Consider the following 21,948-nt stretch of genomic DNA (forward strand, 5'->3'; position numbering starts at 1 on the left):
ACTAACGGAAGATTACCGCGAAATGTTAAATGCAACGTTTACAGCTGACTGAGACATTTCAGTCACTTAAGGCGAAATGCCTCGCGTTTTCTGACAATTGTTATTAATCTCTCGAAACAGCCTGACGCCGGGCGATCAGGCATGCCACATCATCCCGGCGCGATATGGCCGATGCCCTTCCGCTTGATCTCGTCGAACGACTCGTCATAGCCCGCATCCGCATAGCGGATCACGCCGAGCGAGGTGTCGTTGGTCAGGGCATGTTCGAGGCGTTCAGCCCCGCCGTTCGTTCCGTCCGCCACCAGCGTCACGCCGCAGCTCGTCATGTAGCCGGCATAGCCGCCACCGCCGGAATGCACGACGACGAGATCGGCCATGGACGAGCAGAGCAGCATGGCGTCGAGCAGCGGCCAGTCGGCGATGGCGTCGGAACCGTCCTTCATACGCTCCGTCATGATGTTGGGATGCGCCATGGCGCCGGCATCGAGATGATCGCGCGAAAAGGCGATCGGCCCCTTCAACTCGCCCGCGGCGACCAGCGTGTTGACCGCCAAGGCCAGAGCGGTGCGCTCGCCGTGCCCCAGCCAGGCAATGCGCGCCGGCAGGCCTTCGAAGGGGATATTCTCGCGCGCAAGGCGGATCCAGTTGGTGACGATGGAATTGTCGGGGAACATCTCCAGCACGAGATCGTCGATGCGGGCGATGTCGCTCTCTTCGCCCGAGAGCGCCATCCAGCGGAACGGACCTATGGCGCGCGCAAAGAGCGGACGCAGATAGGCTTCCGTGAAGATCGGGATGTCGAAGGCATCGGCCACACCACCGTCCCGCGCCTGCGTGCGGATGAGGTTGCCGTTGTCGAAGACCTCCGAGCCTCTTTTCTGGAACTCCAGCATGGCCGAGACATGCTCGACGATCGAAGCGCGGCTTGCCGCCATCAGCTGCCCCTGCCCGTCGTCGCGCAGGCCCTTCACCTGGTCGAGGCTCATGCCCTTCGGCACATAGCCGTAGACGAGGTCGTGCGCGGAGGTCTGGTCGGTGACGATGTCGGGCACGATGCCGCGCCGTGCGATCTCGGGGTAAACCTCCGCCGCATTGCCGACGAGGCCGATGGAGGTGGCGCGCTTTTCCTTCACCGCCGCATCGATCATGGCGAGCGCCGTATCGAGATCCGGCGCGACATGTTCGAGGTAGCCGACCGCCTTGCGCGCTGCCGCCCGTGCCGGGTCGATATCGACGCAGAGGATGGCCGCCCCGGCCATGCGGCCGGCAAGCGGCTGCGCGCCGCCCATGCCGCCAAGCCCGGCCGTCAGGATGAAGCGGCCGGCGAGACTGCCGCCGAAGCGCTTTTCGGCAATGCGCATGAAGATTTCATAGGTGCCCTGGATGACGCCCTGGCTGCCGATATACTGCCAGGCGCCGGCCGTCAGCCCGCCCCAGCAGATCAGCCCCTTGCGCTGGAGCTCGTAGAACACCTCCGCCTTCGCCCATTGCCCGACGATGTTGCAGTTCGCCATGATGACGAGCGGCGCCTTGGCATGGGTCTTGAGCAGCCCGACCGGCTTGCCGGACTGGATGACCAGCGTCTGGTCCTCCTCCATCTCGCTCAGCGCCTTGACGATGGCCCTGTGCGCCGCCCAGTTGCGCGCCGCCTTGCCGAGCGCGGCGTAGACGATGAGATTGTCCGGGTCCTCACCCACCGACAGCACGTTTTCGAGCAGCCGCAGCAACCCCTCCTGCCGCCAGCCCTTGGCGCGCAGCACGGGGCCGCTTGGGATGGGGTAATTCGGGTGGCGTGGGTTGGGCTTCGGCATGGGTGTCTCCTGTCGTATCGTGGGGTGCGGCCCCTCATCCGCCTGCCGGCACCTTCTCCCCGCAAGCTGGGAGAAGGGAGTTGCCGCGCCGGTTCCTCAAATTCAGGCGTCGCGTATGGCACGTTCCCTCTCCCCGCTTGCGGGGAGAGGGTTAGGGTGAGGGGCAACCGCACCTTCTTCTCTCAAACCACCGTCTCCAGCGCATACCGCGCCAGCTCGATCCCCATCGCCTTCTCCACCGAGGGATAGACCGTGGGATCCAGCACGCTTGACGCAAGCGGGATGATCGACTTGGGCACATGCAGCACGAAGACCGACATGCCGACTTCGAGCTGCCCGACGCTCAGCGGCTCGCCTTCGGGCGACAGCGTGGTGATGACGTCGGGGAAGGTCGCAAGCCGTGTCCCGTCGGCGGATTCCACCGCCATGTATTCGTTCATCACATGCAGCACGGACGCCGTGTCGCCCTTGCCGAGCGTCACCGTGCCGATGTCGAAGGCCTCCTTCGTGTAGACCACGGATTTGTCGGTGATCGTGCCCTCGGTCAGGATGGCGCCGCCCGTCGTCTTCACGATGGCGTCGATGATCGCCGCCCCGCCCCGGCCTTCCGCCGCCAGGATCGCCTCGCCGAGTTTCAACGCCAGCGAGATGCCGCCGAGCGCCGCGTTCCTGCGCACATAGGACGCCCGCAGCGGGTTGCGGCACGAGGCAATGAAGCCGCCCGACATGTCGGAGGCCGTACGCAGGATCGGCGAGACCTTCGCGGTGGCGCCGCGCACGACGAGTTCGATATAGCGGTTCTCATCACGATTGCCGCCAACGGCGGTCTGGATCATCTGCTCGGGCGAGCCGGCCATGCCGATCGAGCCCATGTCGCCGGTCGGATGCGCGCGCATGTCGCCAACGGCATCCAGCACCTTCGTGCCGAGGATGGCAGACGGCAGCCAGCCGTTCAGCGTCGAGGACTTGCCGTTCTGCCCCACCATCAGCGCCGCGACCTTCTCGCCGAGCGCGTCCTGAAGCAGTTCCACCGCCTTGACGTAATCGACGCCGCGCATCTCCCACCGCGTGGTCGAGGCCGGCGCGCCGATGGCCGCGGCCGTCGCCACCCAGTCATCGTCGGAGAGTTCGTCGATGGACACCAGTTCCGGCTTGCCGATGGACACCGCCGCATGGCCCAGCATGCGCCCGTGGTCGGCCCAGCCACCACCACCGGCGGCATAGACCGAGCCGCCCCGGACAGCCGCCTCGACGTCTTTTTCCTTTAAAATCCGGCCCATTAGGCGTTCTCCTGAATCAGTTTCTCATCCAGCTGAATCACTGCGTTAAAAAGCACCGCCGCGCCGAGCGCGATGTCGTCGATCTCGGCGAATTCCTCCGGCGCGTGGCTGCGCCCGCCTAGGCACGGGACGAAGATCATCGCGGCCCGCGTCACCTTCGCCATGAAGGCCGTATCGTGCCCGGCGCCGGAGGCCATGCGGCGATGCCCGGCACCGACGGCCTCGCAGGCGGCGTCCAGCACATCCAGCAGCAGCGGGTCGCCGGGTGTCGGCATATTGTCGGACAGACGCCGCGGCGCGGCGATGGCCGTGCCCGTCTCCCGCGCGATTTGTTCGGCGAGCTGGTCCACGGAGGCGGCGAACACATCCATGGTCGTACGCTCTTCGGCGCGCGCGTCGATCAGCAGGCGCGCCCGCGACGGCACGACATTGGCGGCATTCGGCTCGATGGAAAATTCGCCTACGGTCGCGGTGAAATGGCTTGGCCCTTCGGAGAACGATCTGGCCAGCGCCTCGATTCCCGTCACGAGCCGGGCGGCCGCCGCCAGCGCATCCGCCCGCGCACCCATCGGCGTCGTGCCGGCGTGGTCGGCTCGTCCCTCCACGACGACCTCGATGCGCGTGATCCCGGCAATCGCCGTCACCACGCCGATATCGAGCTTTTCCGTCTCCAGCACCGGGCCCTGCTCGATATGCAGCTCAAGGAAGGCGGCGATGTCCCGGCGTGCTTCCGCGGCAATCCGCGCGGGATCGCCGCCGACATCGCGGATGCCCTGCGCCAGCGTCAGTCCGCCGGTCTCGCGCGTCAGCCACTCATCCGGCAGCACGCCGGCCATGCCGCGGCTGCCGATGCAGGAAACGCCGAAAACAGAGACCTCCTCGGCAAGGAAATCCACGACCTCCAGGTCGTGCTCGAGTTCGATGCCCTGGTCGGCCAGCGCGCGCGCCACTTCGAGCGCTACCGCAACGCCGGCGATGCCGTCATAGCGTCCACCATCCGGCACGGTGTCGGAATGCGAGCCGAGCATGATCGTGCCACGATCGGGCGCGCGGCCCGGCCGGCGGCCAACGAGGTTGCCCCCCGCGTCGACCCGCGTTTCGAGCCGCGCGGCGCGGAACGCGCCTTCGAGAAAATCCCGCCCTGCCGGGAACAGAGCGGTAAAGGCACGCCGTGTATAGGGCCGTCCCGGATCGGTAAGCCGGGCAAGCCCGTCGATCACGTCAGCGATGCGCGCGGGATCGACCGGCAGATTGGTTGAACGGGCCATTCTCAGCCTCCCCCGGAAACGAGCGTCGGCAGCGGCCGAACGAAAGCGCCGGTGCCGGGCTCGGCAAGCACCTTCGTGCCATCGAAGGCGAGCCTGCCGCGCAGATAGGTGCCCGAGACCCGCCACGGCAGGCGGATGCCGTTATAGGGCGACCACCCCGCGACATTGTTGCCGCTCGCCGCCGCGTCATAGGTGTAAGGCTCGGGCGTCAGCACCGTGATGTCGGCGTCCTTGCCGGCTTGCAGCGCGCCCTTCACATGGTCGAGGCGGAAGTGCCGGGCCGGGTTCAGCGCCATCAGTTCGGCGGCGCGCGTCAGCGGTATGCCGCGCTCCAGCGCGCCCTTGACGAAGAGCGGCACCATGACCTCCAGCCCCGGCACGCCGGAGGCATTGGCCAGCATGTCCGGGTTGGTCTTGCGGTCCTCCGACCAGCTGACATGATCCGTGGACACCAGGGTGACATTGCCGGCGGCCACGTGGCGCCAGAGCTTTTCCACCTCGGCGCGCGGGCGGATCGGCGGATTGATCTTCGCCTTGCCGCCGAGCCGGGCCACGTCGTTCTCTTCATCAAGCGTCAGATAGTGGATGCAGCATTCGATGGTCGCGCGAAAACCCTGTGCACGATAGGCGCTGGCGATCTCGTAACCGCGGCCGAGCGAGCAATGCACGACATGCGCCGGGCACCCGGTCTCAGCGCCCGTCTCGTAGATCTGGTTGGAGGCGAGCAGTTCCGTCAGCGGCGGGCGCGACAGGCCGTGCGCACGATAATCCGTGATGCCGGCCGCCTTCACCTTCGCGATGGCCGCGCGCACCGCCTCGTCGTCCTCGTTGTGTACGCCGGCCGTCAGTCCCGTCGGGGCGATGGCGCGGAAGCAGTCTTCGAGCAGCGCGGCGGGAATGCGCGGAAAACGCTTCGGATCCGTGCCGAAGGTCGAGAACTTGAAGGCCGCGACACCCGCCTCGACCATCTCGCCGATGCGCGCCGGCCCCTCCTCGGGATCGACGGTGCCATAAAGCGCGAAGTCGACGCGCGCCTGCGGCGAAGCATGATCGACCTTGATCTTTACCGCCTCGGCCGAGCAGACGAGATTGCCCTCGTCATACGGCATATCGACGATGGTGGTGACGCCGCCCGCCGCCGCCGAACGCGTCGACCAGATGAAATCCTCCTGCTTCTTCTGCGACAGCGAATGGACCTGCGCATCGATGGCGCCGGGCAGGATCAGCGCGCCCGAGAGGTCGTGCCGCTCTTTGGCCGCCGGCATGGCGCCCTGCCCTACATGCACCACCTTGCCGTCGCGAACCGCGATGTGGCCGCCTTCAACGATATGGTCCGCCAGGACGACGGTGCCTTTCACAACGAGATCGAAATCGGCCATGTCGTGTCTCCGTCAGGCTTTGAGGGCAAAGAAGGTGTCGAAATCCGCCATGGGCGCCATGTCCAGGAAGGCGGCCAGCGCATCCGGGCAGGCGAGATCGCGGTCGAGCGCCTCGATCTCGGCGGAAAGCGGCCGGTCCTTGCGATAGAACGGGCTGATCGCGCGCGTGCGCTGATAGGCGATGGCGGCCACGCCCTCGACATTGTCGCCCGCGAGATCCACCGCCTGCGCCGACAGCATGGCTTCGAGCGCGGCAAGCTGGCGAAGGTCGCGCACCTGGCTTTCCATGCGCTCGACGATCAGCGGCAGGAAGGTAGCCTCCTCCTCCAGCCCGCCCGCCACGACGATGGATTGCGCGGAGATCGGCACCGCCAGCGACTGGATGCGCATGTAGAGCTCGACGGCGAGTTTCAGCAGCGGCCCGAAGCCCGTCGCCGCCTCGCCCGGCGCCACGAGATTGACCGGCAGGTTGCGGCGCACGCCGTTGGCGAGCAGCACGCAGCGGTTCAGCACGTTGCGGGCAAGATGCGCGAACCCCGTCTGCGCGGCCTCGACATAGAGCGTGGTCGAGAGCGGCAGCGAGCCGCCCGATGCCATGATCACGCCGTCGATGACGACGGGGTTGTCATCCGACTGCGCGGTGGCCTCCACGATGCGCTCGGCGGCATTCATCAGCGTATCGAGGCAGGCGCCGAAGACCTGCGCGGTCATGCGCAGGCTGAGCGGATCGTGGATCGCAGATGGCTTCGGCCAGTGGCCGGAGGCGGCCTGCGCCTCGAACCAGCGGCCGGCCATCGCCTCGCCATGGGCCGAAAGGCGCGCGGCGACCCGCCACGGATCGGCGGATGCGCCGAGCGCCAGCGACGAGAGAACGCCTGTCACCATGAGATTGCGGATCGCCTTGGCCGCCTCGCGCACGACGTCGGCGGCGGCGGCATGCGAGATGGCGTTGACGCTCAGCGCCGCCAGCGCATCGCGCGGCTGCATGTGATGGGGTTTCAATCCGGCCCGTTTCAGCGCCTCGGCGGCCGGCAGGCGCTCGCCGCGATACCAGGCCTCGCCCTCGCCCGTCAGCACGGCGGCGATCTGGCCCATCAGGCCGATATCGGCGCAGCCCATCGACCCATGCCGGCGCACCACCGGCACGACATCCTTTTCGAGCAGCGCCAGGAAGGCGTCGATCAGCTCCGGGCTGCACCCGGAATAGCCGCCGAGCGCCGTGTTCACCCGGATCGCCATCGCCTTGCGCACGATCGGCAGCGTGAAGGGCTCGCCCGTGCCGAAATGATGCGCCTTGACGAGGCTGTTGTTGAACTCGACGAGGTCGTCCGCCGTCCACAGCTTGTCCTTCATCGAGCCGACGCCGGTGTTGGCGCCGTAGATCGGCAGGCCGGTGGCGAGCCGGTCGGTCACCACATGCCGCGCGCTCGCGACCCGTCCCATGCCCATCTCGCAAGCCGCCGATGGCCGGGCCGCCCGGCCGATCGCCTCCAACGTGGCGAAATCGAGCGGCTGGCCGGTGAGGTAGAGCGTATCGGCGGAAGCGAGCATGTCCCCAAAGCCTGTATCGAAAGCACTGTCGGAAAAGCCGCACGGCCTCTCCTGGAAAGCAGAAAACTACGCGAGGGATGTTAAGCGCAACAGGGCGCAAACAGATATCCCAAAATCCGCACGGCCTATGTTACAAACCGAACATCATCCTGCAAACGGAAGCGCCCCGTGGATCTGGCCACCCTCAGCCTCGTGCATGACATACTGGAACAGCGTGGCATCCGCAGGGCAGCCGCCCGCGCCGGCCGTCCGGCCTCCAGCGCGAGCGCCGCGCTACGCCGTGTCGAGGCAGCGCTCTCGGTGCCGCTGGTACGCCGCGACGGGCAGGCGCTGGTGCCGACGCTGGAGGCGGAGAACCGCCTGCCGCATTTTGCCGAGATCGCCCGCGCCGCCGCAACGCTTCTGTCCCTCGGGCAGGGAACACCGGGCGGGCACGCCATTCCGCTGGCGTCGCTCACCCGCTTCGCCGCCGCGGCCAAGGCGGGCAGCATCAATGCCGCCGCCAGAAGCCACGGCCTTGGCCAGCCGCAGCTCACCCGCCAGCTCGCGCATCTGGAGAAGGCCATCGGCTGCACGCTGCTCGACCGTTCGGCCAAGGGCATCGGCTGCACGCCCGAGGGCCTTGAAGCGCTTGCGCTTGCCGAGCGCATCACGGCTGCCTGGGAAACGCTGGCCGCCGCATCGACGGAACGCTTCCGGCGCAGCGTCGCCACCTGGCGGCTCGGCGCCATCATTCCCTTCGGCCATGAAAGCGAGATCGCCGGCATGCTGGCGCGGCTGGCGGTCGAGTGGCGCGCCGCCCGCCCGCGCCAGCCGCTCTTCCTATCCTCGACCACGGCAGACGAACTCGTTTCCGGCCTGAAGAACCGCCGTTTCGACCTGATCCTACTTGATACCGACCGCTATCCGGCGGAGTTCGACGGCTGCCTGATCGACCAGTCGCCGCTCGCCCTCGCCGCCCCTCGCGATCTGAGGGAACACGACGGCCATGATCTCGCGGCCCTTCTGCGGCGCCATCCGATTGCCGTGCCGAGCCCGCGTAGCGGCCTGCGCCAGATGACGGATCATTTTCTGGAGGCGACGCTCACGCCGGCCGAGCGGGCGCGCCTGACGCTGGTGGAGGTGGATTCCATCCCCGTCATCATCAACCTCGTGCTGAAACACGGCCACCTGTCGATCCTGCCCGAAAACTCACTGGCCAATATCCGCCCGCCGCCGGTGCTGCTGCCGCTTGGCCCGGCCTACCGGCAATCGCTGAGCCTGGTCTGGCCGCGCGACACGCTGTCCCGCCAGGCTGCGGAAACGGTGATCCCCATCCTGTCGCGGCGCGCGCCTTAAACCTTCACGCCCGCCCGCAGCCGCCGCCGCGTCTCCGTCGGGCTTTCGTGATAGTGCGCGCGGTAGCTGCGCGAGAACGCGGAGGACGAGTTGAACCCGGTAAGCGCCGCGATATCGGCAAACTCCGCCTTGGTCTCGATGACCTTGCGCCGGGCTGCGTTGAGACGCAGCGCCAGATAGTGCTGGTGCGGCGCCACGCCCATCGATTCCTGAAACAGGTCCTGCAGGTGCCGCGCGCTGATGCCGACGCGCCTGGCCAGCCGTGCCAGCGTCAGCGGCGCATCCACCGTCTCCTCCATCAGCCGCACCGCCTGGCTGACGCGCTGGTCGGCGACCCGCATATTGCCGAGCGCCGGCACCTGCAGGAGGCCGCCGGTGCGCTCATGCTCGTAGATGAAGAGCCGCGACACCTCCAGCGCCAGCGAATAGCCCTGCCGTCGACGGATGATCTCCAGCATCAGGTCGAGCGTCGGCAGCGAGCCGCCGGAGGTGATGCGCTTGCCGTCGATGACATAGCGCTCCCGCATCACGGCGATCTGCGGATAGCGCGAGGCGAATTCCTCCATGTCCTCCCAGTGAACGGTCACGGAAGAGCCGTCGAGCAGGCTTGCCTCCGCCAGAAGCCAGCTGCCCGATTCGATGCCCGCCATCATCGTCCTGTAGCGCGCGGTCTGTGAAAGCTGGCGCCGCAACAGGGGCGTCGCACTCATCTGCCATTGATAGCTCGACAGCACGAAAAGCGGCGCCGTCTCCTTTTCCGGCCGGAACACGCCGTCGACGGGAACGGGAATGCGGCTGCGCGTCTCGATGGGGTGGCCATCCGGCGAGAACATCCGCCAGCGGTAAAGCGCCTGGCCGGAAATGCGGTTGGCCGCGCGCAGCGGCTCGATGACCGAGGCGACGAGGATGAGGTTCGTCTCGGGCAGGATGAGAAGATCGATGTCGAGCGTATCGGACGAGAGGTCGAGCATGGCGCAAGCATGCAAATGCGCCTCTTAAATTGTCAAGGATGGATCTGAAAAGTGAAAGCATTGCGCCTGCTCTTGGCTCGTAATGGCCCTAACGAGAATACTGGGAGAACGAGAATGCCTCTTGCGATGAACCGCGACGTCTTCATTACCTGCGCCGTCACCGGCTCCGGCGATACCGCCGGCAAGTCGCCGCATGTGCCGCGCTCACCCAAGCAGATCGCCGAGTCCGCGATCGATGCCGCCAAGGCGGGCGCCGCCGTCGTGCACTGCCATGTGCGTGACCCCGAAACCGGCGCTCCCAGCCGCCGCAACGACCTCTATCGCGAAGTCACCGAGCGCATCCGCGATGCCGAGGTCGACGTGGTGCTCAACCTCACCGCCGGCATGGGCGGCGACATGATCTTCGGCGGCACCGAGCAACCGCTGCCGCTCAACCCCGCCGGCACCGACATGGTGGGGGCCACCGAGCGCGTGTCCCACGTCGCCGAATGCCTGCCGGAAATCTGCACGCTCGATTGCGGCACCATGAACTTCTCGCTCGGCGATTACGTGATGACCAACACGCCGTCGATGCTGCGCGCCATGGGCAAGATGATGACCGATCTCGGCGTGCGGCCGGAAATCGAAGCCTTCGACACCGGCCACCTCTGGTTCGCCAAGCAGCTCGTCGAGGAAGGCGTCATCGAGGATCCGGTCCTCATCCAGCTCTGCATGGGCATTCCGTGGGGCGCGCCGGACGATCTCAACACCTTCATGGCGATGGTCAACAACGTGCCGTCCAACTGGACGTTCTCGGCCTTCTCGATCGGCCGCAACGCCATGGCCTATCCGGCCGCGGCCGTGCTGGCCGGCGGCAATGTCCGCGTCGGCCTGGAAGACAACCTCTACGTCGCCAAGGGCCAGCTCGCCACCAATGCGCAGCTCGTCGAAAAGGCCGTCACCATCGTCGAAAGCATGGGTGCGCGCATCATCGGCCCGGCCGAAGTGCGCGAGAAGCTGAAACTGACGAAGCGCGCGCCGCGCGGTTGACGGGAACGGCAGCGCCTGCCCCCTCATCCGCCCTTCGGGCATCTTCTCCCCGACGGGGAGACGGGAGGGGAGGATACGGCGTTGCCACATCCCCTTCTCCCCCGCGGGGAGAAGGTGCCGGCAGGCGGTTGAGGGGGTAGCCACCCCGCATACAAACACGAGGGAACGACAGCATGAGCACCATCCACAAGGCCGCCTGCATCGGCGGCGGCGTCATCGGCGGGGCCTGGGTCGCGCGTTTCGCGCTGGCCGGCATCGACGTGAAGATTTTCGATCCGCATCCGGAAGCCGAGCGCATCATCGGCGAAGTCATGGCCAATGCCGAGCGTGCCTATGGCATGCTCACCATGGCGCCGCTGCCGCCGAAAGGAAAGGTCACCTTCGCCAGGAGCATTGAAGAAGCCGTCGAAGGCGCTGACTGGATTCAGGAAAGCGTGCCCGAGCGCCTGGAGCTGAAGCGCGGCGTGCTGAACCAGATCGATGCCGCCGCCGACCCCAAGGCGCTGATCGGCTCCTCGACATCGGGCCTCATGCCGACCGACCTGCAGCGCGACATGAAGCACCCCGAGCGCCTGTTCGTGGCGCATCCCTACAACCCCGTCTACCTGCTGCCGCTCGCCGAACTTGTCGGCGGCCAGAAGACGTCGCGCGCGGTGCTGGAAGACGCCAAGGCCAAGCTCGCGCCCATCGGCATGAAGGGCGTCATCATCAACAAGGAGATCGAGGCCTTCGTCGGCGACCGCCTGCTGGAAGCCGTCTGGCGCGAGGGCCTCTGGCTCATCAAGGACGATATCTGCGACACCGAGACGCTCGACGACGTGATCCGCTATTCGTTCGGCATGCGCTGGGCGCAGATGGGCATGTTCGAGACCTACCGCATCGCCGGCGGCGAAGCCGGCATGCGCCACTTCCTCGCCCAGTTCGGCCCCTGCCTCTCCTGGCCGTGGACGAAGCTCACCGATGTCGTCGACCTCAACGACGAACTGGTCGAGAAGATCGCCGACCAGTCGGACGCCCAGTCCGGCGCGCGCGGCATCCGCGAACTGGAACGCATCCGCGACCAGAACCTCGTCGGCATCATGCATGCGCTGAAGGCCGGCGATGACGGCAAGGGCTGGGGTTCCGGCAAGCTGCTCGCCGAATTCGAGGCGCATCTGTGGGCCAAGGCCGGCAAGGCGAAGGTCGAGGTCTCCGCGGCCGAACCGCTGCGCCTGCTCGACACCAAGGTCAACGCCGCCTGGGTCGACTACAACGGCCACATGACCGAGCATCGCTATCTCCAGCTGTTCGGCGACACCTCGGATGCGCTGCTTCGCCTCATCGGCGTGGACTTCGATTATGTCGAGGCCGGCCACAGCTACTACACGGTGGAAACCCACATCCGCCATCTCGGCGAAGGCAAGCTCGGCCAGGCGCTCTATACGACGCTCCAACTCCTGTCATCCGATGCCAAGCGCCTGCACTTCTTCACCCGCATCCACGACGCGGCGACCGGCGACGTCATCGCCACCGCCGAGCAGATGATGGTCCATGTCGACTCCAAGGCCGGCAAGAGCGTCGAGGCGCCGGCCGAGGTGCTGGCGAAGATCAAGCCGATCGCCGACGCCCACGCGACGCTCCCGGTGCCGGAAGGTGCCGGCCGGAGCGTCGGGCAGAAGCGCGCGTAGGGCGCAAGCCCTTACCCCTCTGCCCCGCCGGGCATCTCCCCCACAAGGGGGGATATCGGCTGGAGGCAAAGCGGTGCCACGATTCAATCTCCCCCCTTGTGGGGGAGATGGCCGGCAGGCCAGAGGGGGGACCAAACGCACCTCCCGTAAAGAGAATACTGGGAGAACACAGCCATGAACTTCGCACTCACCGACGAACAGCAGATGATCGTGGACACGGTCCGCCTGTTTGTGGAAACGGAAATCTATCCGCATGAAAACGAGGTCGAGCGTACCGGTCATGTGCCGCCGGAGCTCGGCCAGGAGATCGCGCGCAAGTGCAAGGAAATCGGCTTCTTCGGCTGCAACTTCCCCGAAGAGGTCGGCGGCGCGGGTCTCGATCATACCTCCTTCACGCTGGTCGAGCGCGAGCTTGGCCGCGGCTCCATGGCGCTCACCGTCTTCTTCGGCCGCCCGTCCGGCATCCTGATGGCCTGCGAAGGCGAGCAGCGTGAGAAGTACCTGCTGCCGGCCGTCAGCGGCGAGAAGTTCGACGCGCTCGCCATGACCGAGCCCGATGCCGGCTCGGATGTGCGCGGCATGAAGTGCTTCGCCCGCAAGGACGGCGACGACTGGGTCGTCAACGGCACCAAGCACTTCATCAGCCATGCCAACATCGCCGATTTCGTCATCGTCTTCATCGCGACGGGCGAAGAGGACACGCCGCGCGGTAAGAAGAAGCTGATCACCTGCTTCCTCGTCGACCGCGGCACGCCGGGCTTCGAAATCCGCGACGGCTACAACTCGGTCTCGCACCGCGGCTACAAGAACTGCATCCTGAATTTCGATGAATGCCGCCTGCCCTGCTCCCAGATCCTCGGCGAGGTGCACAAGGGCTTCGACATCGCCAACGACTGGCTCTATGCGACGCGCCTGACGGTTGCCGCGACCTCCGTCGGCCGCGCCCGCCGCGCCTTCGACTACGCGCTCAACTACGCCGCCGAGCGCAAGCAGTTCGGCAAGCCGATCGGCGCAAACCAGGGCGTGTCCTTCAAGCTTGCCGACATGATCACCGAAATCGACGCCGCCGACCTGTTGACGCTCAGCGCCGCCTGGCGGCTCGACCAGGGCCTGCCGTCGAACCGCGAGATCGCCTCGGCCAAGGTCTATGCCACCGAAATGCTCGCCCGCGTCACCGACGAGGCGATCCAGATCTTCGGCGGCATGGGCCTGATGGACGACCTGCCGCTCGCCCGCTTCTGGCGCGATGCCCGCGTCGAACGCATCTGGGACGGCACGTCGGAAATCCAGCGCCACATCATCAGCCGCGACCTGCTGCGGCCCCTGGGAGCGTAGTCATAGATGACCCGTTCCCTCGACCGTCTGATCCGGCCCAGATCCATCGCCGTCTTCGGCGGCAAGGAGGCGCGGCGGGTCATCTTCCAGTGCGACAAGATGGGCTTCTCCGGCGAAATCTGGCCGGTGCACCCGCGCGAGGACGAGATCCTCGGCCGCAAATGCTACCGCTCCGTCGCCGAGCTGCCCGGCGCGCCGGATGCATCCTTCGTCGGCGTCAACCGCGAGCTCACCATCGGCATCATCCGTGACCTCGCCGCGCGCGGTGCCGGCGGCGCGGTTTGCTACGCCTCCGGTTTCCGCGAGGCCGTCAGCGAACTTGCCGACGGCGACGACCTGCAGAAGGCGCTGGTGGAAGCCGCCGGCGACATGCCGATCCTCGGGCCGAACTGCTACGGCTTCATCAACATGCTGGACGGCGCCCTGCTCTGGCCGGACCAGCACGGCATGCTGCGCATCGAAAAGGGCGTGGCCGTCCTCACCCAGTCCTCCAACATCGCCTGCAACATTTCGATGCAGCAGCGCGGCCTGCCGCTCGCCTATATCCTGACGGCCGGCAACCAGGCGCAGACCGGCCTCGCCGACCTCGCCTGCGCCGTGCTGGAAGACCCGCGCGTCACCGCCGTCGGCCTGCATATCGAAGGCTTCGACAGCCTGGAATCGCTGGAACGCCTCGCCGTTCGCTCCCGCGAGCTGAAGAAGCCCGTCGTGACGCTCAAGGTCGGCAAGTCGGAACAGGCGCAGCTTGCGACCGTCTCCCACACCGCATCGCTGGCCGGCAACGACGCCGTTTCCTCCGCCCTACTCGCCCGCCTCGGCATCGGCCGGGTCGAGACGCTGCCGGAGCTTCTGGAAACGCTGAAGCTGCTGCATATCGCGGGCCCCCTTCCCAACCACGACATCTCCTCCATGTCCTGCTCGGGCGGCGAAGCGTCGCTGATGGCGGATGCCGGGGTGAAGCGCAAGGTGACCTACCGCGCGCTCAGGGATTTCCAGCGCCAGCCGCTGCGCGAGACGCTCGGCCAGATGGTGACGATCTCCAACCCGCTCGATTACCACACCTTCGTCTGGGGCAACCGCGAGAAGCAGACGGCCGCCTTCACCACCATGATGCAGGGCGGCTACGCCCTGAACCTCGTCGTGCTCGATTTCCCCCGCCTCGATCGCTGCGATGCCGAGGACTGGACCACCACCTGCCACGCCGTCATCGATGCGTCGAAGGCGACGGGGGCCAATGCCGGCATTGTCGCCTCCATGGGCGAGAACATGCCGGAGGCGACTGCCGAAATGCTGATGGAGAACGGCGTCGTTCCCTTCTACGGCATCGAGGAGGCGCTTGCCGCCGCCGATGCGGCCGTCGGTATCGGCGAAGCCTGGTCCAGGCCGCAATCGGCGCCGCTGCTCAAAAGCATTGCCGGGGAAGGTGAAGCCATCACGCTCACCGAACACGAGGCCAAACAGGCGCTTGCCGCCCATGGCCTGACCGTGCCGAAGGGCCTGACCGCCCCAACGCCGCAAGCCGCCGCCGACGCGGCCGAAACGCTCGGCTTTCCTGTCGTGCTCAAGGGGCTCGGCGTGGCGCACAAGACGGAAGCCGGCGCGGTGAAGCTCAACCTGCAAAGCCGTGAGGCCGTCGCGCAGGCGGCGGAGGCCATGGCCGGCGTCGCCTCCGGTTTCCTGGTGGAAAAGATGGTCGGCAAGCCCGTCGCCGAACTCATCATCGGCGCCATGCGCGATCCCGTCGCAGGCCCGGTCCTCACCATCGGCGCCGGCGGCATCCTCGTCGAACTCATCGAGGATTCGGCCATTCTGACCCTGCCGACTGACGAGAAGGCGATCCGGGAATCCATCGATCGCCTCAAGATTGCAAAGCTGTTGAACGGCTATCGCGGCGGACCGGAGGGGGATTTCGACGCCCTTGTGGCCGCCGTCGCATCAGCGGCATCCTATGTCGTTTCAAACGCTTCAATAATCGAAGAACTGGACGTTAATCCCATAATGGTGCTGCCTGCTGGCGACGGTGTCGTCGCAGCCGACGCACTGATCCGTCTGAGGGAGAACCCATGACCGGACCGATCCTGCAACGCCGCGAAGGCGGCATCCTGGAAGTGACCATCGATCGCCCCAAAGCGAACGCCATCGACCTTGTGACCAGCCGCATCATGGGCGAAATCTTCGCGAATTTCCGCGATGACGAGAGCCTGCGCGTCGCCATCATCACCGGTGCGGGGGAGAAATTCTTCTGTCCGGGGTGGGATTTGAAGGCCGCCGCCGCAGGCGATGCCGTGGATGGCGATTACGGCATCGGCGGATTCGGGGGCATGCAGGAACTGCGCGACCTCAACAAGCCGATCATCTGCGCGGTGAACGGTATCTGCTGCGGCGGCGGGCTGGAAATTGCGCTTTCCACAGATTTGATCCTCGCCGCCGAGCATGCCACCTTCGCGCTGCCGGAAATCCGCTCCGGAACGGTGGCCGATGCGGCCTCCATCAAGCTGCCCAAGCGCATCCCCTACCACATCGCGATGGACATGCTCCTGACGGGCCGCTGGCTCGACGTGCAGGAGGCGCACCGGTGGGGCTTCGTCAACGAGGTGCTGCCCGCCGACAAGCTGATGGACCGGGCCTGGGAGCTTGCCCGCCTGCTCGAAAGCGGCCCGCCTCTCGTCTACGCCGCCATCAAGGAAGTGGTGCGCGCCGCCGAGGGCGAAACCTTCCAGACGACGATGAACAGGATCACGCGTCGGCAGTTCAAGACGGTCGATATTCTCTACTCCAGCGAGGACCAGCTCGAGGGCGCGCGCGCCTTTGCCGAGAAACGCGATCCCGTCTGGAAGGGACGATGAGAAAACCGGTGGCCGGCCTCGATCGGGGCCGGCCACTTTCAAAAGCATAAACACTTGAAAAGAATTAAGAAATTTTTCATGCCCACCATGCATCAGGCATCGAAATTCGCAGAAGGAGGATCCGCTTCGCGGTAACGACGACAGGTTTTCGCAAAACCGGTGAATGCGCCGGCACCGGGATAAAAACCGGCCTGCACGGTTGATTTAAAAGCCAAAAACAGAAATTCTGCCAATCACAACGACAAATGCTCGCCCGCACGAGCACAGCAAAGGGAACAGGGGAATGACTGATTACACCAAATACCTCACGAGCCAGGTCTCGCTCGGCAAGATGAACCGCCGCGAGTTCCTCGGCCGCACCGCAGCCTTCGGCATCACGCTCGCCGCCGCCGGCACGATGTTCGACACCGCAGCCCGCGCGCAGGAGCCCAAGCGCGGCGGCAACCTGAAGCTCGGCCTGGAAGGCGCTGCCGCCACCGACTCGAAGGATCCCGCCAAGGCGCTGTCGCAGTTCATGTTCGTCGTCGGTCGCAACTGGGGCGACATGCTCGTCGAATCCGAGCCGCTGACCGGCCAGCCCGTCCCGGCCCTTGCCGAATCCTGGGAGCCGTCCGCCGACGCCGCCACCTGGACCTTTACCATCCGCAAGGGCGTGAAGTTCCACGACGGCAAGGAACTGACGGTCGACGACGTCATCAAGACCCTGCAGCGCCACACCGATGAGAAATCGGAGTCGGGCGCGCTCGGCGTCATGAAGTCGATCAAGGAAATCAAGGCCGACGGCGACAAGCTCGTGCTCGTCCTGTCGGAAGGCAATGCCGACCTGCCGCTCCTTCTGACCGACTACCACCTGATCATCCAGCCGAATGGCGGCCTGGACGACCCGAACGCCATGATCGGCACCGGCCCCTACAAGGTCGTGAGCTTCGAGGCAGGCGTGCGCGCCACCTTCGAGCGCAACAAGGATGACTGGCGCCAGGACCGCGGTTACGTCGACACGGTCGAAATGATCGCGATGAACGACGCCACCGCCCGTATCGCCGCGCTGTCCTCCGGCCAGGTCCACTACATCAACCGCGTCAGCCCGAAGACCGTGGACCTCCTGAAGCGCGCGCCGACCGTGGATATCCTCTCCACCTCCGGCCGCGGCCACTACGTGTTCATCATGCATTGCAACACGGCGCCGTTCGACAACAACGACCTGCGCATGGCTCTCAAGTATGCGATGGATCGCGAGACCATGCTGGAGAAGGTGCTCGGCGGCTACGGTAAGGTCGGCAACGACTTCCCGATCAACGAGACCTATGCCCTCTTCCCCGAAGGCATCGAGCAGCGCACCTACGATCCGGACAAGGCCGCCTTCCACTACAAGAAGTCGGGTCACAGCGGCTCCGTCCTGCTGCGTACCTCCGACGTCGCCTTCCCCGGCGCCGTCGATGCGGCCGTCCTCTACCAGGAGAGCGCCAAGAAGGCTGGCATCGATATCGAGGTAAAGCGCGAGCCGGGCGACGGCTACTGGTCGAACGTCTGGAACGTCCAGCCCTTCTCGACCTCCTACTGGGGCGGCCGCCCGACCCAGGACCAGATGTACTCCACCGCCTATCTCTCGACGGCCGACTGGAACGACACGCGCTTCCAGCGCGAAGACTTCGACAAGCTGCTGCTCGAGGCGCGTTCGGAACTCGACGAAGCCAAGCGCAAGGACCTGTACCGCACCATGGCCATGATGGTGCGTGACGAAGGCGGCCTGATCCTGCCGATGTTCAACGACTTCGTGAACGCCTCCAGCAAGAGCGTGAAGGGCTACGTGCACGACATCGGCAACGACATGTCGAACGGCTATGTCGCCACCCGCGTGTGGCTCGAAGCCTGATGAGCGGCGGCGGACCGGCGCACGGTCCGGAACTGACGGCAACGGCGGCTGCGGGCGATAGCCCGCAGTCTGCCGGCGCTGCCGGGTCGGTTGCGTCCTCTGGAACCCCTTTTGTCGAAGCCAGGCCTTCAATCTGGGCGAAATTCGCCAAGAGCAGCCCGCTGGCGGCACTGATCACGCAACGCCTCGCGCTCAGCGTGGCCTTGCTTTTCGCCGTGTCCCTGATGATCTTCGGGGGCGTGGAAGCCTTGCCGGGCGATTTCGCCACGACCTATCTCGGCCAGTCCGCAACGCCGCAGGCGGTGGAGAACATCCGCAAGGAACTCGGCCTCGACCAGTCCGCCACCACGCGCTACTTCCAGTGGCTCGGCGGCGCGCTGCAGGGCGATTTCGGCACATCCTGGGCCTCGCGTAACTCCGTGAGCGAGCAGATCGGCAAGCGCCTCGGCAACTCCCTGTTCCTCGCCTTCTTCGCGGCCATCATATCGGTGCCGCTTGCCGTGGGGCTCGGCATGCTGGCGGTGCAATACCGAAACCGCCTGCCCGACAAGATCATCAACGTCGTCTCGCTGGCGGCGATCTCGCTGCCGGAGTTCTTCGTCGGCTACCTGCTGATCCTGTTCTTCGCCGTGCAGATGGGGGTCGCGACCTTCCCTGCCACGGTCTATGAATCCATGACCTTCGGCCAGCGGCTGTCGGCCATCGCCCTGCCCACGGCGACGCTCGTGCTCGTGGTCCTCGCCCACATGATGCGCATGACACGCGCGGCGATCCTCAACGTGATGTCCTCGGCCTATGTCGAGACGGCGGAGCTCAAGGGCCTGTCCAGCCTGCGCATCATCGCCAAGCATGCGGCGCCCAACGCCGTCGCCCCGGTCATCAACGTCATCGCGCTCAACCTCGCCTATCTCGTGGTCGGCGTCGTCGTGGTGGAGGTGGTGTTCGTCTATCCCGGCATGGGCCAGTACATGGTCGACGCCGTGACGGTGCGCGACATGCCCGTGGTCCAGGCCTGCGGCCTGATCTTCGCCGCCTTCTACATCTTCCTCAACATGTTCGCCGATATCCTTGCGATCATCGCGAACCCCAGATTGAGGCATCCGCGATGAGACTAAGCTCCATTCCCGTCAGCGCGTGGATCGGCATCCTGGGCATTGCGCTTGCCCTGTTCTGTGCCATCTTCGCCCCCCTCATCGCGCCCTACAGCGAAAGCCAGATCGTCGGTTCCGTCTGGGAGCCGATGGGCGGCCAGTATCTGCTCGGTACCGACAACCTCGGACGCGACCTCTTCTCGCGCCTGATCTTCGGCGCCCGCACCACGATCTTCGTGGCGCTGGCGGCGACCGTACTTTCCTTCTCGCTCGGCATGCTGCTGTCATTCATCGCGGCGGTGACGGGCGGGTTCATCGACCAGATCTTCTCGCGCTTCAACGACCTGATGATGGCGATCCCCACGCTGATCTTCGCCCTCGTCGTGCTGGCCGTCCTGCCGCAGCAGCTCTGGATCCTCATCCTCGTCATGGCGATCCTGGATTCCACTCGCGTCTACCGCATCGGCCGCGCCGTGGCGCTCGACGTCGCCGTCATGGAATTCGTCGAGGCTGCACGGCTGCGCGGTGAAGGCACGGGCTGGATCATCTTCAAGGAAATCCTGCCCAACACGCTGTCGCCGCTGCTTGCGGAATTCGGCCTGCGCTTCGCCTTCTCGATCCTGTTCCTGTCCACCCTCTCCTTCCTCGGCCTCGGCATCCAGCCGCCGGCGGCGGACTGGGGCGGCATGGTCAAGGACAACAAGGACGGCATCATCTTCGGCATTTCCGCCGCCCTCATTCCGGGCGGGGCGATTGCGGCATTGGCCATCTGCGTCAATCTCGTCGTCGACTGGCTGATGAAACGAACCTCCAGCCTCAAGGGAGGGCGCGGCGATGCCTGATCTTCTGTCCGTCCGAAACCTCAAGATCGAGGCGACCAGCTACCCGCCCGGTGAAGCGCCACGGACCGTCACCCTTGTCGAAGGCGTCAACTTCGACGTGCAGAAGGGCAAGGTCCTCGGCCTCATCGGCGAATCCGGCGCGGGCAAGTCGACGATCGGGCTCACCGCGCTCGCCTACGGCCGCGGCGGGGTGCGCATCACCGGCGGCGAGGTCAAGCTCAACGGCGAAGACCTCCTCAAGCTCTCGCCGTCGGGCATCCGCAAGGTGCGCGGCGCCAAGGTCTGCTACGTCGCGCAGTCGGCGGCCGCCGCCTTCAACCCCGCCCACCGGCTCGGCGAGCAGGTCATCGAGGCCTCGCTGAAACACGGCATCATGAGCCGTGCGGAAGCGGAAAAGCGGGCGCTCTACCTGTTCAAGGTGCTCGGCCTGCCGAACCCGGAAACCTTCGGCCAGCGCTATCCGCACCAGGTCTCCGGGGGCCAGCTGCAGCGTGCCATGACCGCCATGGCGCTATGCCCGAACCCGGAACTCATCGTCTTCGACGAGCCGACCACGGCGCTGGACGTCACGACGCAGATCGATGTGCTGGCGGCCATCAAGCACGCCATCGAGGAGACCAACACCGCCGCCCTCTACATCACCCACGACCTCGCCGTCGTCGCCCAGATCACGGACGACATCCTCGTGCTCCGGCATGGCAAGATGGTGGAATACGGCTCGGTGAAGGACATCATCGAGGCGCCGAAGGAAGAGTATACCCGTGCGCTCGTCAATGTGCGCGGCACCGCCCGCGACGAGGCGCCCGACCAGACGAACACGCTGCTGAAGGTGGAAAACATCACCGCCGGCTATTCCAACGGCTTCAAGGTGCTGCAGAATGTCTCGCTGCACCTGCCGAAGGGCCAGACGCTGGCGGTGGTGGGTGAATCCGGCTCGGGCAAGTCCACGCTCGCCCGCGTCATCACCGGCCTCCTGCCCCCGCAGGACGGCACGATCAGCTTCGACGGCACCGTGCTGCCCAAGGCGCTGAAAGGGCGGACGAACGACCAGCTGCGCCGCATCCAGATGATCTACCAGATGGCCGATACCGCGATGAACCCGCGCCAGACGGTGCGCGACATCATCGGCCGCCCCCTCACCTTCTATTACGGCCTGCGCGGCGCCAAGAAGACCGAGCGGGTGAAGGAACTGCTGGAGCAGATCGAAATGGGCGGCCGCTTCGCCGACCGCTACCCGGCCGAACTGTCCGGCGGCCAGAAGCAGCGCGTCGCCATCGCCCGGGCACTTGCCGCACAGCCGGAGCTCATCCTGTGCGACGAGCCGACCTCGGCCCTCGACCCGCTGGTGGCCGAGGGCATCCTGAAGCTGCTTTTGAAGCTTCAGGACGAAACGCATGTCTCCTACATGTTCATCACCCACGACATCGCCATCGTTCGCGCGATCGCCGACAGCGTGGCCGTCATGCATCGGGGCAAGCTCGTGCGCTTCGGTCCGAAATCGAAGGTGCTGGCACCGCCCTTCGACGACTATACGGACCTTCTCCTCAAATCCGTCCCGGAAATGGAGATCGGCTGGCTGGAAAAGGTGCTGTCGACACGGCGCATGGAAAGTGCCGGCAACTGATCCAACCGGGCGGCCTTCGGGCCGCCCGTTTCCGTTTCAGGAC

General features: G+C 66.0%; 17 protein-coding genes. 10 read left to right on the top strand and 7 right to left on the bottom strand.

Annotated elements, in window-relative coordinates; genetic code table 11:
* Positions 1-149 precede the first annotated feature (149 nt).
* The 5 genes from K6301_RS09540 to K6301_RS09560 all read right to left on the bottom strand — a co-directional run bounded on the left by K6301_RS09540 (position 150) and on the right by K6301_RS09560 (position 7,289).
* Complete coding sequence (locus tag K6301_RS09540; protein WP_247216432.1) at positions 150-1,811, bottom strand: thiourocanate hydratase; 1,662 nt, start codon at positions 1,809-1,811, stop codon at positions 150-152.
* A 182-nt stretch (positions 1,812-1,993) separates the two neighbouring features.
* Positions 1,994-3,091, bottom strand: a complete 1,098-nt coding sequence (locus tag K6301_RS09545; protein WP_247216434.1) for a thiohydantoin desulfurase — start codon at positions 3,089-3,091, stop codon at positions 1,994-1,996.
* Positions 3,091-4,359: a Zn-dependent hydrolase gene (locus tag K6301_RS09550; RefSeq protein ID WP_247216436.1), complete on the bottom strand. Its 1,269-nt coding sequence runs from the start codon at positions 4,357-4,359 to the stop codon at positions 3,091-3,093. Before K6301_RS09550 ends, K6301_RS09545 begins: the two co-directional genes overlap by 1 nt.
* 2 nt (positions 4,360-4,361) lie before the next feature.
* On the bottom strand, positions 4,362-5,738 hold the full coding sequence (locus K6301_RS09555; protein ID WP_247216438.1) for a dihydroorotase: 1,377 nt from the start codon (positions 5,736-5,738) through the stop codon (positions 4,362-4,364).
* A gap of 12 nt (positions 5,739-5,750) precedes the next feature.
* The gene (locus tag K6301_RS09560) at positions 5,751-7,289 is read right to left on the bottom strand and encodes an aromatic amino acid lyase (RefSeq protein ID WP_247216440.1); all 1,539 of its coding nucleotides are present in this window, start codon (positions 7,287-7,289) and stop codon (positions 5,751-5,753) included.
* A 168-nt stretch (positions 7,290-7,457) separates the two neighbouring features.
* Here K6301_RS09560 and K6301_RS09565 point away from each other — a divergent pair, with 168 nt between their 5' ends.
* Positions 7,458-8,627, top strand: a complete 1,170-nt coding sequence (locus K6301_RS09565) for a LysR family transcriptional regulator (RefSeq protein WP_247216442.1) — start codon at positions 7,458-7,460, stop codon at positions 8,625-8,627.
* Here the strand turns inward: K6301_RS09565 and K6301_RS09570 are convergent.
* Positions 8,624-9,598, bottom strand: coding sequence for a GlxA family transcriptional regulator (locus K6301_RS09570; protein ID WP_247216445.1), 975 nt, complete (start codon positions 9,596-9,598; stop codon positions 8,624-8,626). The two genes, K6301_RS09565 and K6301_RS09570, sit on opposite strands and share 4 nt — an antisense overlap.
* Before the next feature lie 114 nt (positions 9,599-9,712).
* Between K6301_RS09570 and bcoG the strand changes: the two genes are divergently transcribed.
* From bcoG to K6301_RS09595, 5 genes are all read left to right on the top strand, one after another.
* Entirely contained in the window at positions 9,713-10,627 is a 915-nt protein-coding gene (gene bcoG, locus K6301_RS09575) for a 3-dehydrocarnitine:acetyl-CoA trimethylamine transferase BcoG (RefSeq protein ID WP_134651215.1), read from the top strand.
* Positions 10,628-10,800: 173 nt separating this feature from the next.
* Positions 10,801-12,294 carry a carnitine 3-dehydrogenase gene (locus tag K6301_RS09580; protein WP_247216447.1) on the top strand — a complete coding sequence of 498 codons (1,494 nt, stop codon included), beginning with the start codon at positions 10,801-10,803 and terminating at the stop codon, positions 12,292-12,294.
* Positions 12,295-12,468: 174 nt separating this feature from the next.
* Positions 12,469-13,629 carry an acyl-CoA dehydrogenase family protein gene (locus K6301_RS09585; RefSeq protein ID WP_247216449.1) on the top strand — a complete coding sequence of 387 codons (1,161 nt, stop codon included), beginning with the start codon at positions 12,469-12,471 and terminating at the stop codon, positions 13,627-13,629.
* Between the two features lie 6 nt (positions 13,630-13,635).
* Entirely contained in the window at positions 13,636-15,696 is a 2,061-nt protein-coding gene (locus K6301_RS09590; protein ID WP_247216451.1) for an acetate--CoA ligase family protein, read from the top strand.
* Positions 15,693-16,475 carry a carnitinyl-CoA dehydratase gene (locus tag K6301_RS09595; protein WP_247216453.1) on the top strand — a complete coding sequence of 261 codons (783 nt, stop codon included), beginning with the start codon at positions 15,693-15,695 and terminating at the stop codon, positions 16,473-16,475. Before K6301_RS09590 ends, K6301_RS09595 begins: the two co-directional genes overlap by 4 nt.
* Positions 16,476-16,567: 92 nt before the next feature.
* Here the strand turns inward: K6301_RS09595 and K6301_RS09600 are convergent, their stop codons facing one another.
* Complete coding sequence (locus K6301_RS09600) at positions 16,568-16,708, bottom strand: hypothetical protein (protein WP_160869578.1); 141 nt, start codon at positions 16,706-16,708, stop codon at positions 16,568-16,570.
* A 50-nt stretch (positions 16,709-16,758) separates the two neighbouring features.
* Between K6301_RS09600 and K6301_RS09605 the strand changes: the two genes are divergently transcribed.
* Genes K6301_RS09605 through K6301_RS09620 form a run of 4 tightly spaced genes read left to right on the top strand, consistent with a single transcriptional unit; the run spans position 16,759 to position 21,905 of the window.
* A complete protein-coding gene (locus K6301_RS09605) occupies positions 16,759-18,348 on the top strand; it encodes an ABC transporter substrate-binding protein (RefSeq protein ID WP_247216455.1) in 1,590 nt (529 codons plus the stop codon).
* A complete protein-coding gene (locus K6301_RS09610) occupies positions 18,348-19,457 on the top strand; it encodes an ABC transporter permease (protein WP_134651229.1) in 1,110 nt (369 codons plus the stop codon). Before K6301_RS09605 ends, K6301_RS09610 begins: the two co-directional genes overlap by 1 nt.
* Complete coding sequence (locus K6301_RS09615; RefSeq protein ID WP_134651230.1) at positions 19,454-20,281, top strand: ABC transporter permease; 828 nt, start codon at positions 19,454-19,456, stop codon at positions 20,279-20,281. The genes K6301_RS09610 and K6301_RS09615 overlap by 4 nt, the downstream gene beginning before the upstream one ends.
* Positions 20,274-21,905 carry an ABC transporter ATP-binding protein gene (locus K6301_RS09620; protein ID WP_247216457.1) on the top strand — a complete coding sequence of 544 codons (1,632 nt, stop codon included), beginning with the start codon at positions 20,274-20,276 and terminating at the stop codon, positions 21,903-21,905. The genes K6301_RS09615 and K6301_RS09620 overlap by 8 nt, the downstream gene beginning before the upstream one ends.
* Positions 21,906-21,948 lie beyond the last annotated feature (43 nt).

This window comes from Shinella oryzae (assembly GCF_023038235.1).
GTDB classification, from domain to species: domain Bacteria; phylum Pseudomonadota; class Alphaproteobacteria; order Rhizobiales; family Rhizobiaceae; genus Shinella; species Shinella sumterensis.

Bases quoted from the DNA above. Each gene is read 5' to 3' on its own strand.
- K6301_RS09540 (WP_247216432.1), bottom strand. From the start codon at position 1,811: ATGCCGAAGCCCAACCCACGCCACCCGAATTACCCCATCCCAAGCGGC.
- K6301_RS09545 (WP_247216434.1), bottom strand. From the start codon at position 3,091: ATGGGCCGGATTTTAAAGGAAAAAGACGTCGAGGCGGCTGTCCGGGGC.
- K6301_RS09550 (WP_247216436.1), bottom strand. From the start codon at position 4,359: ATGGCCCGTTCAACCAATCTGCCGGTCGATCCCGCGCGCATCGCTGAC.
- K6301_RS09555 (WP_247216438.1), bottom strand. From the start codon at position 5,738: ATGGCCGATTTCGATCTCGTTGTGAAAGGCACCGTCGTCCTGGCGGAC.
- K6301_RS09560 (WP_247216440.1), bottom strand. From the start codon at position 7,289: ATGCTCGCTTCCGCCGATACGCTCTACCTCACCGGCCAGCCGCTCGAT.
- K6301_RS09570 (WP_247216445.1), bottom strand. From the start codon at position 9,598: ATGCTCGACCTCTCGTCCGATACGCTCGACATCGATCTTCTCATCCTG.
- bcoG (WP_134651215.1), top strand. From the start codon at position 9,713: ATGCCTCTTGCGATGAACCGCGACGTCTTCATTACCTGCGCCGTCACC.
- K6301_RS09580 (WP_247216447.1), top strand. From the start codon at position 10,801: ATGAGCACCATCCACAAGGCCGCCTGCATCGGCGGCGGCGTCATCGGC.
- K6301_RS09585 (WP_247216449.1), top strand. From the start codon at position 12,469: ATGAACTTCGCACTCACCGACGAACAGCAGATGATCGTGGACACGGTC.
- K6301_RS09590 (WP_247216451.1), top strand. From the start codon at position 13,636: ATGACCCGTTCCCTCGACCGTCTGATCCGGCCCAGATCCATCGCCGTC.
- K6301_RS09595 (WP_247216453.1), top strand. From the start codon at position 15,693: ATGACCGGACCGATCCTGCAACGCCGCGAAGGCGGCATCCTGGAAGTG.
- K6301_RS09605 (WP_247216455.1), top strand. From the start codon at position 16,759: ATGACTGATTACACCAAATACCTCACGAGCCAGGTCTCGCTCGGCAAG.
- K6301_RS09610 (WP_134651229.1), top strand. From the start codon at position 18,348: ATGAGCGGCGGCGGACCGGCGCACGGTCCGGAACTGACGGCAACGGCG.
- K6301_RS09615 (WP_134651230.1), top strand. From the start codon at position 19,454: ATGAGACTAAGCTCCATTCCCGTCAGCGCGTGGATCGGCATCCTGGGC.
- K6301_RS09620 (WP_247216457.1), top strand. From the start codon at position 20,274: ATGCCTGATCTTCTGTCCGTCCGAAACCTCAAGATCGAGGCGACCAGC.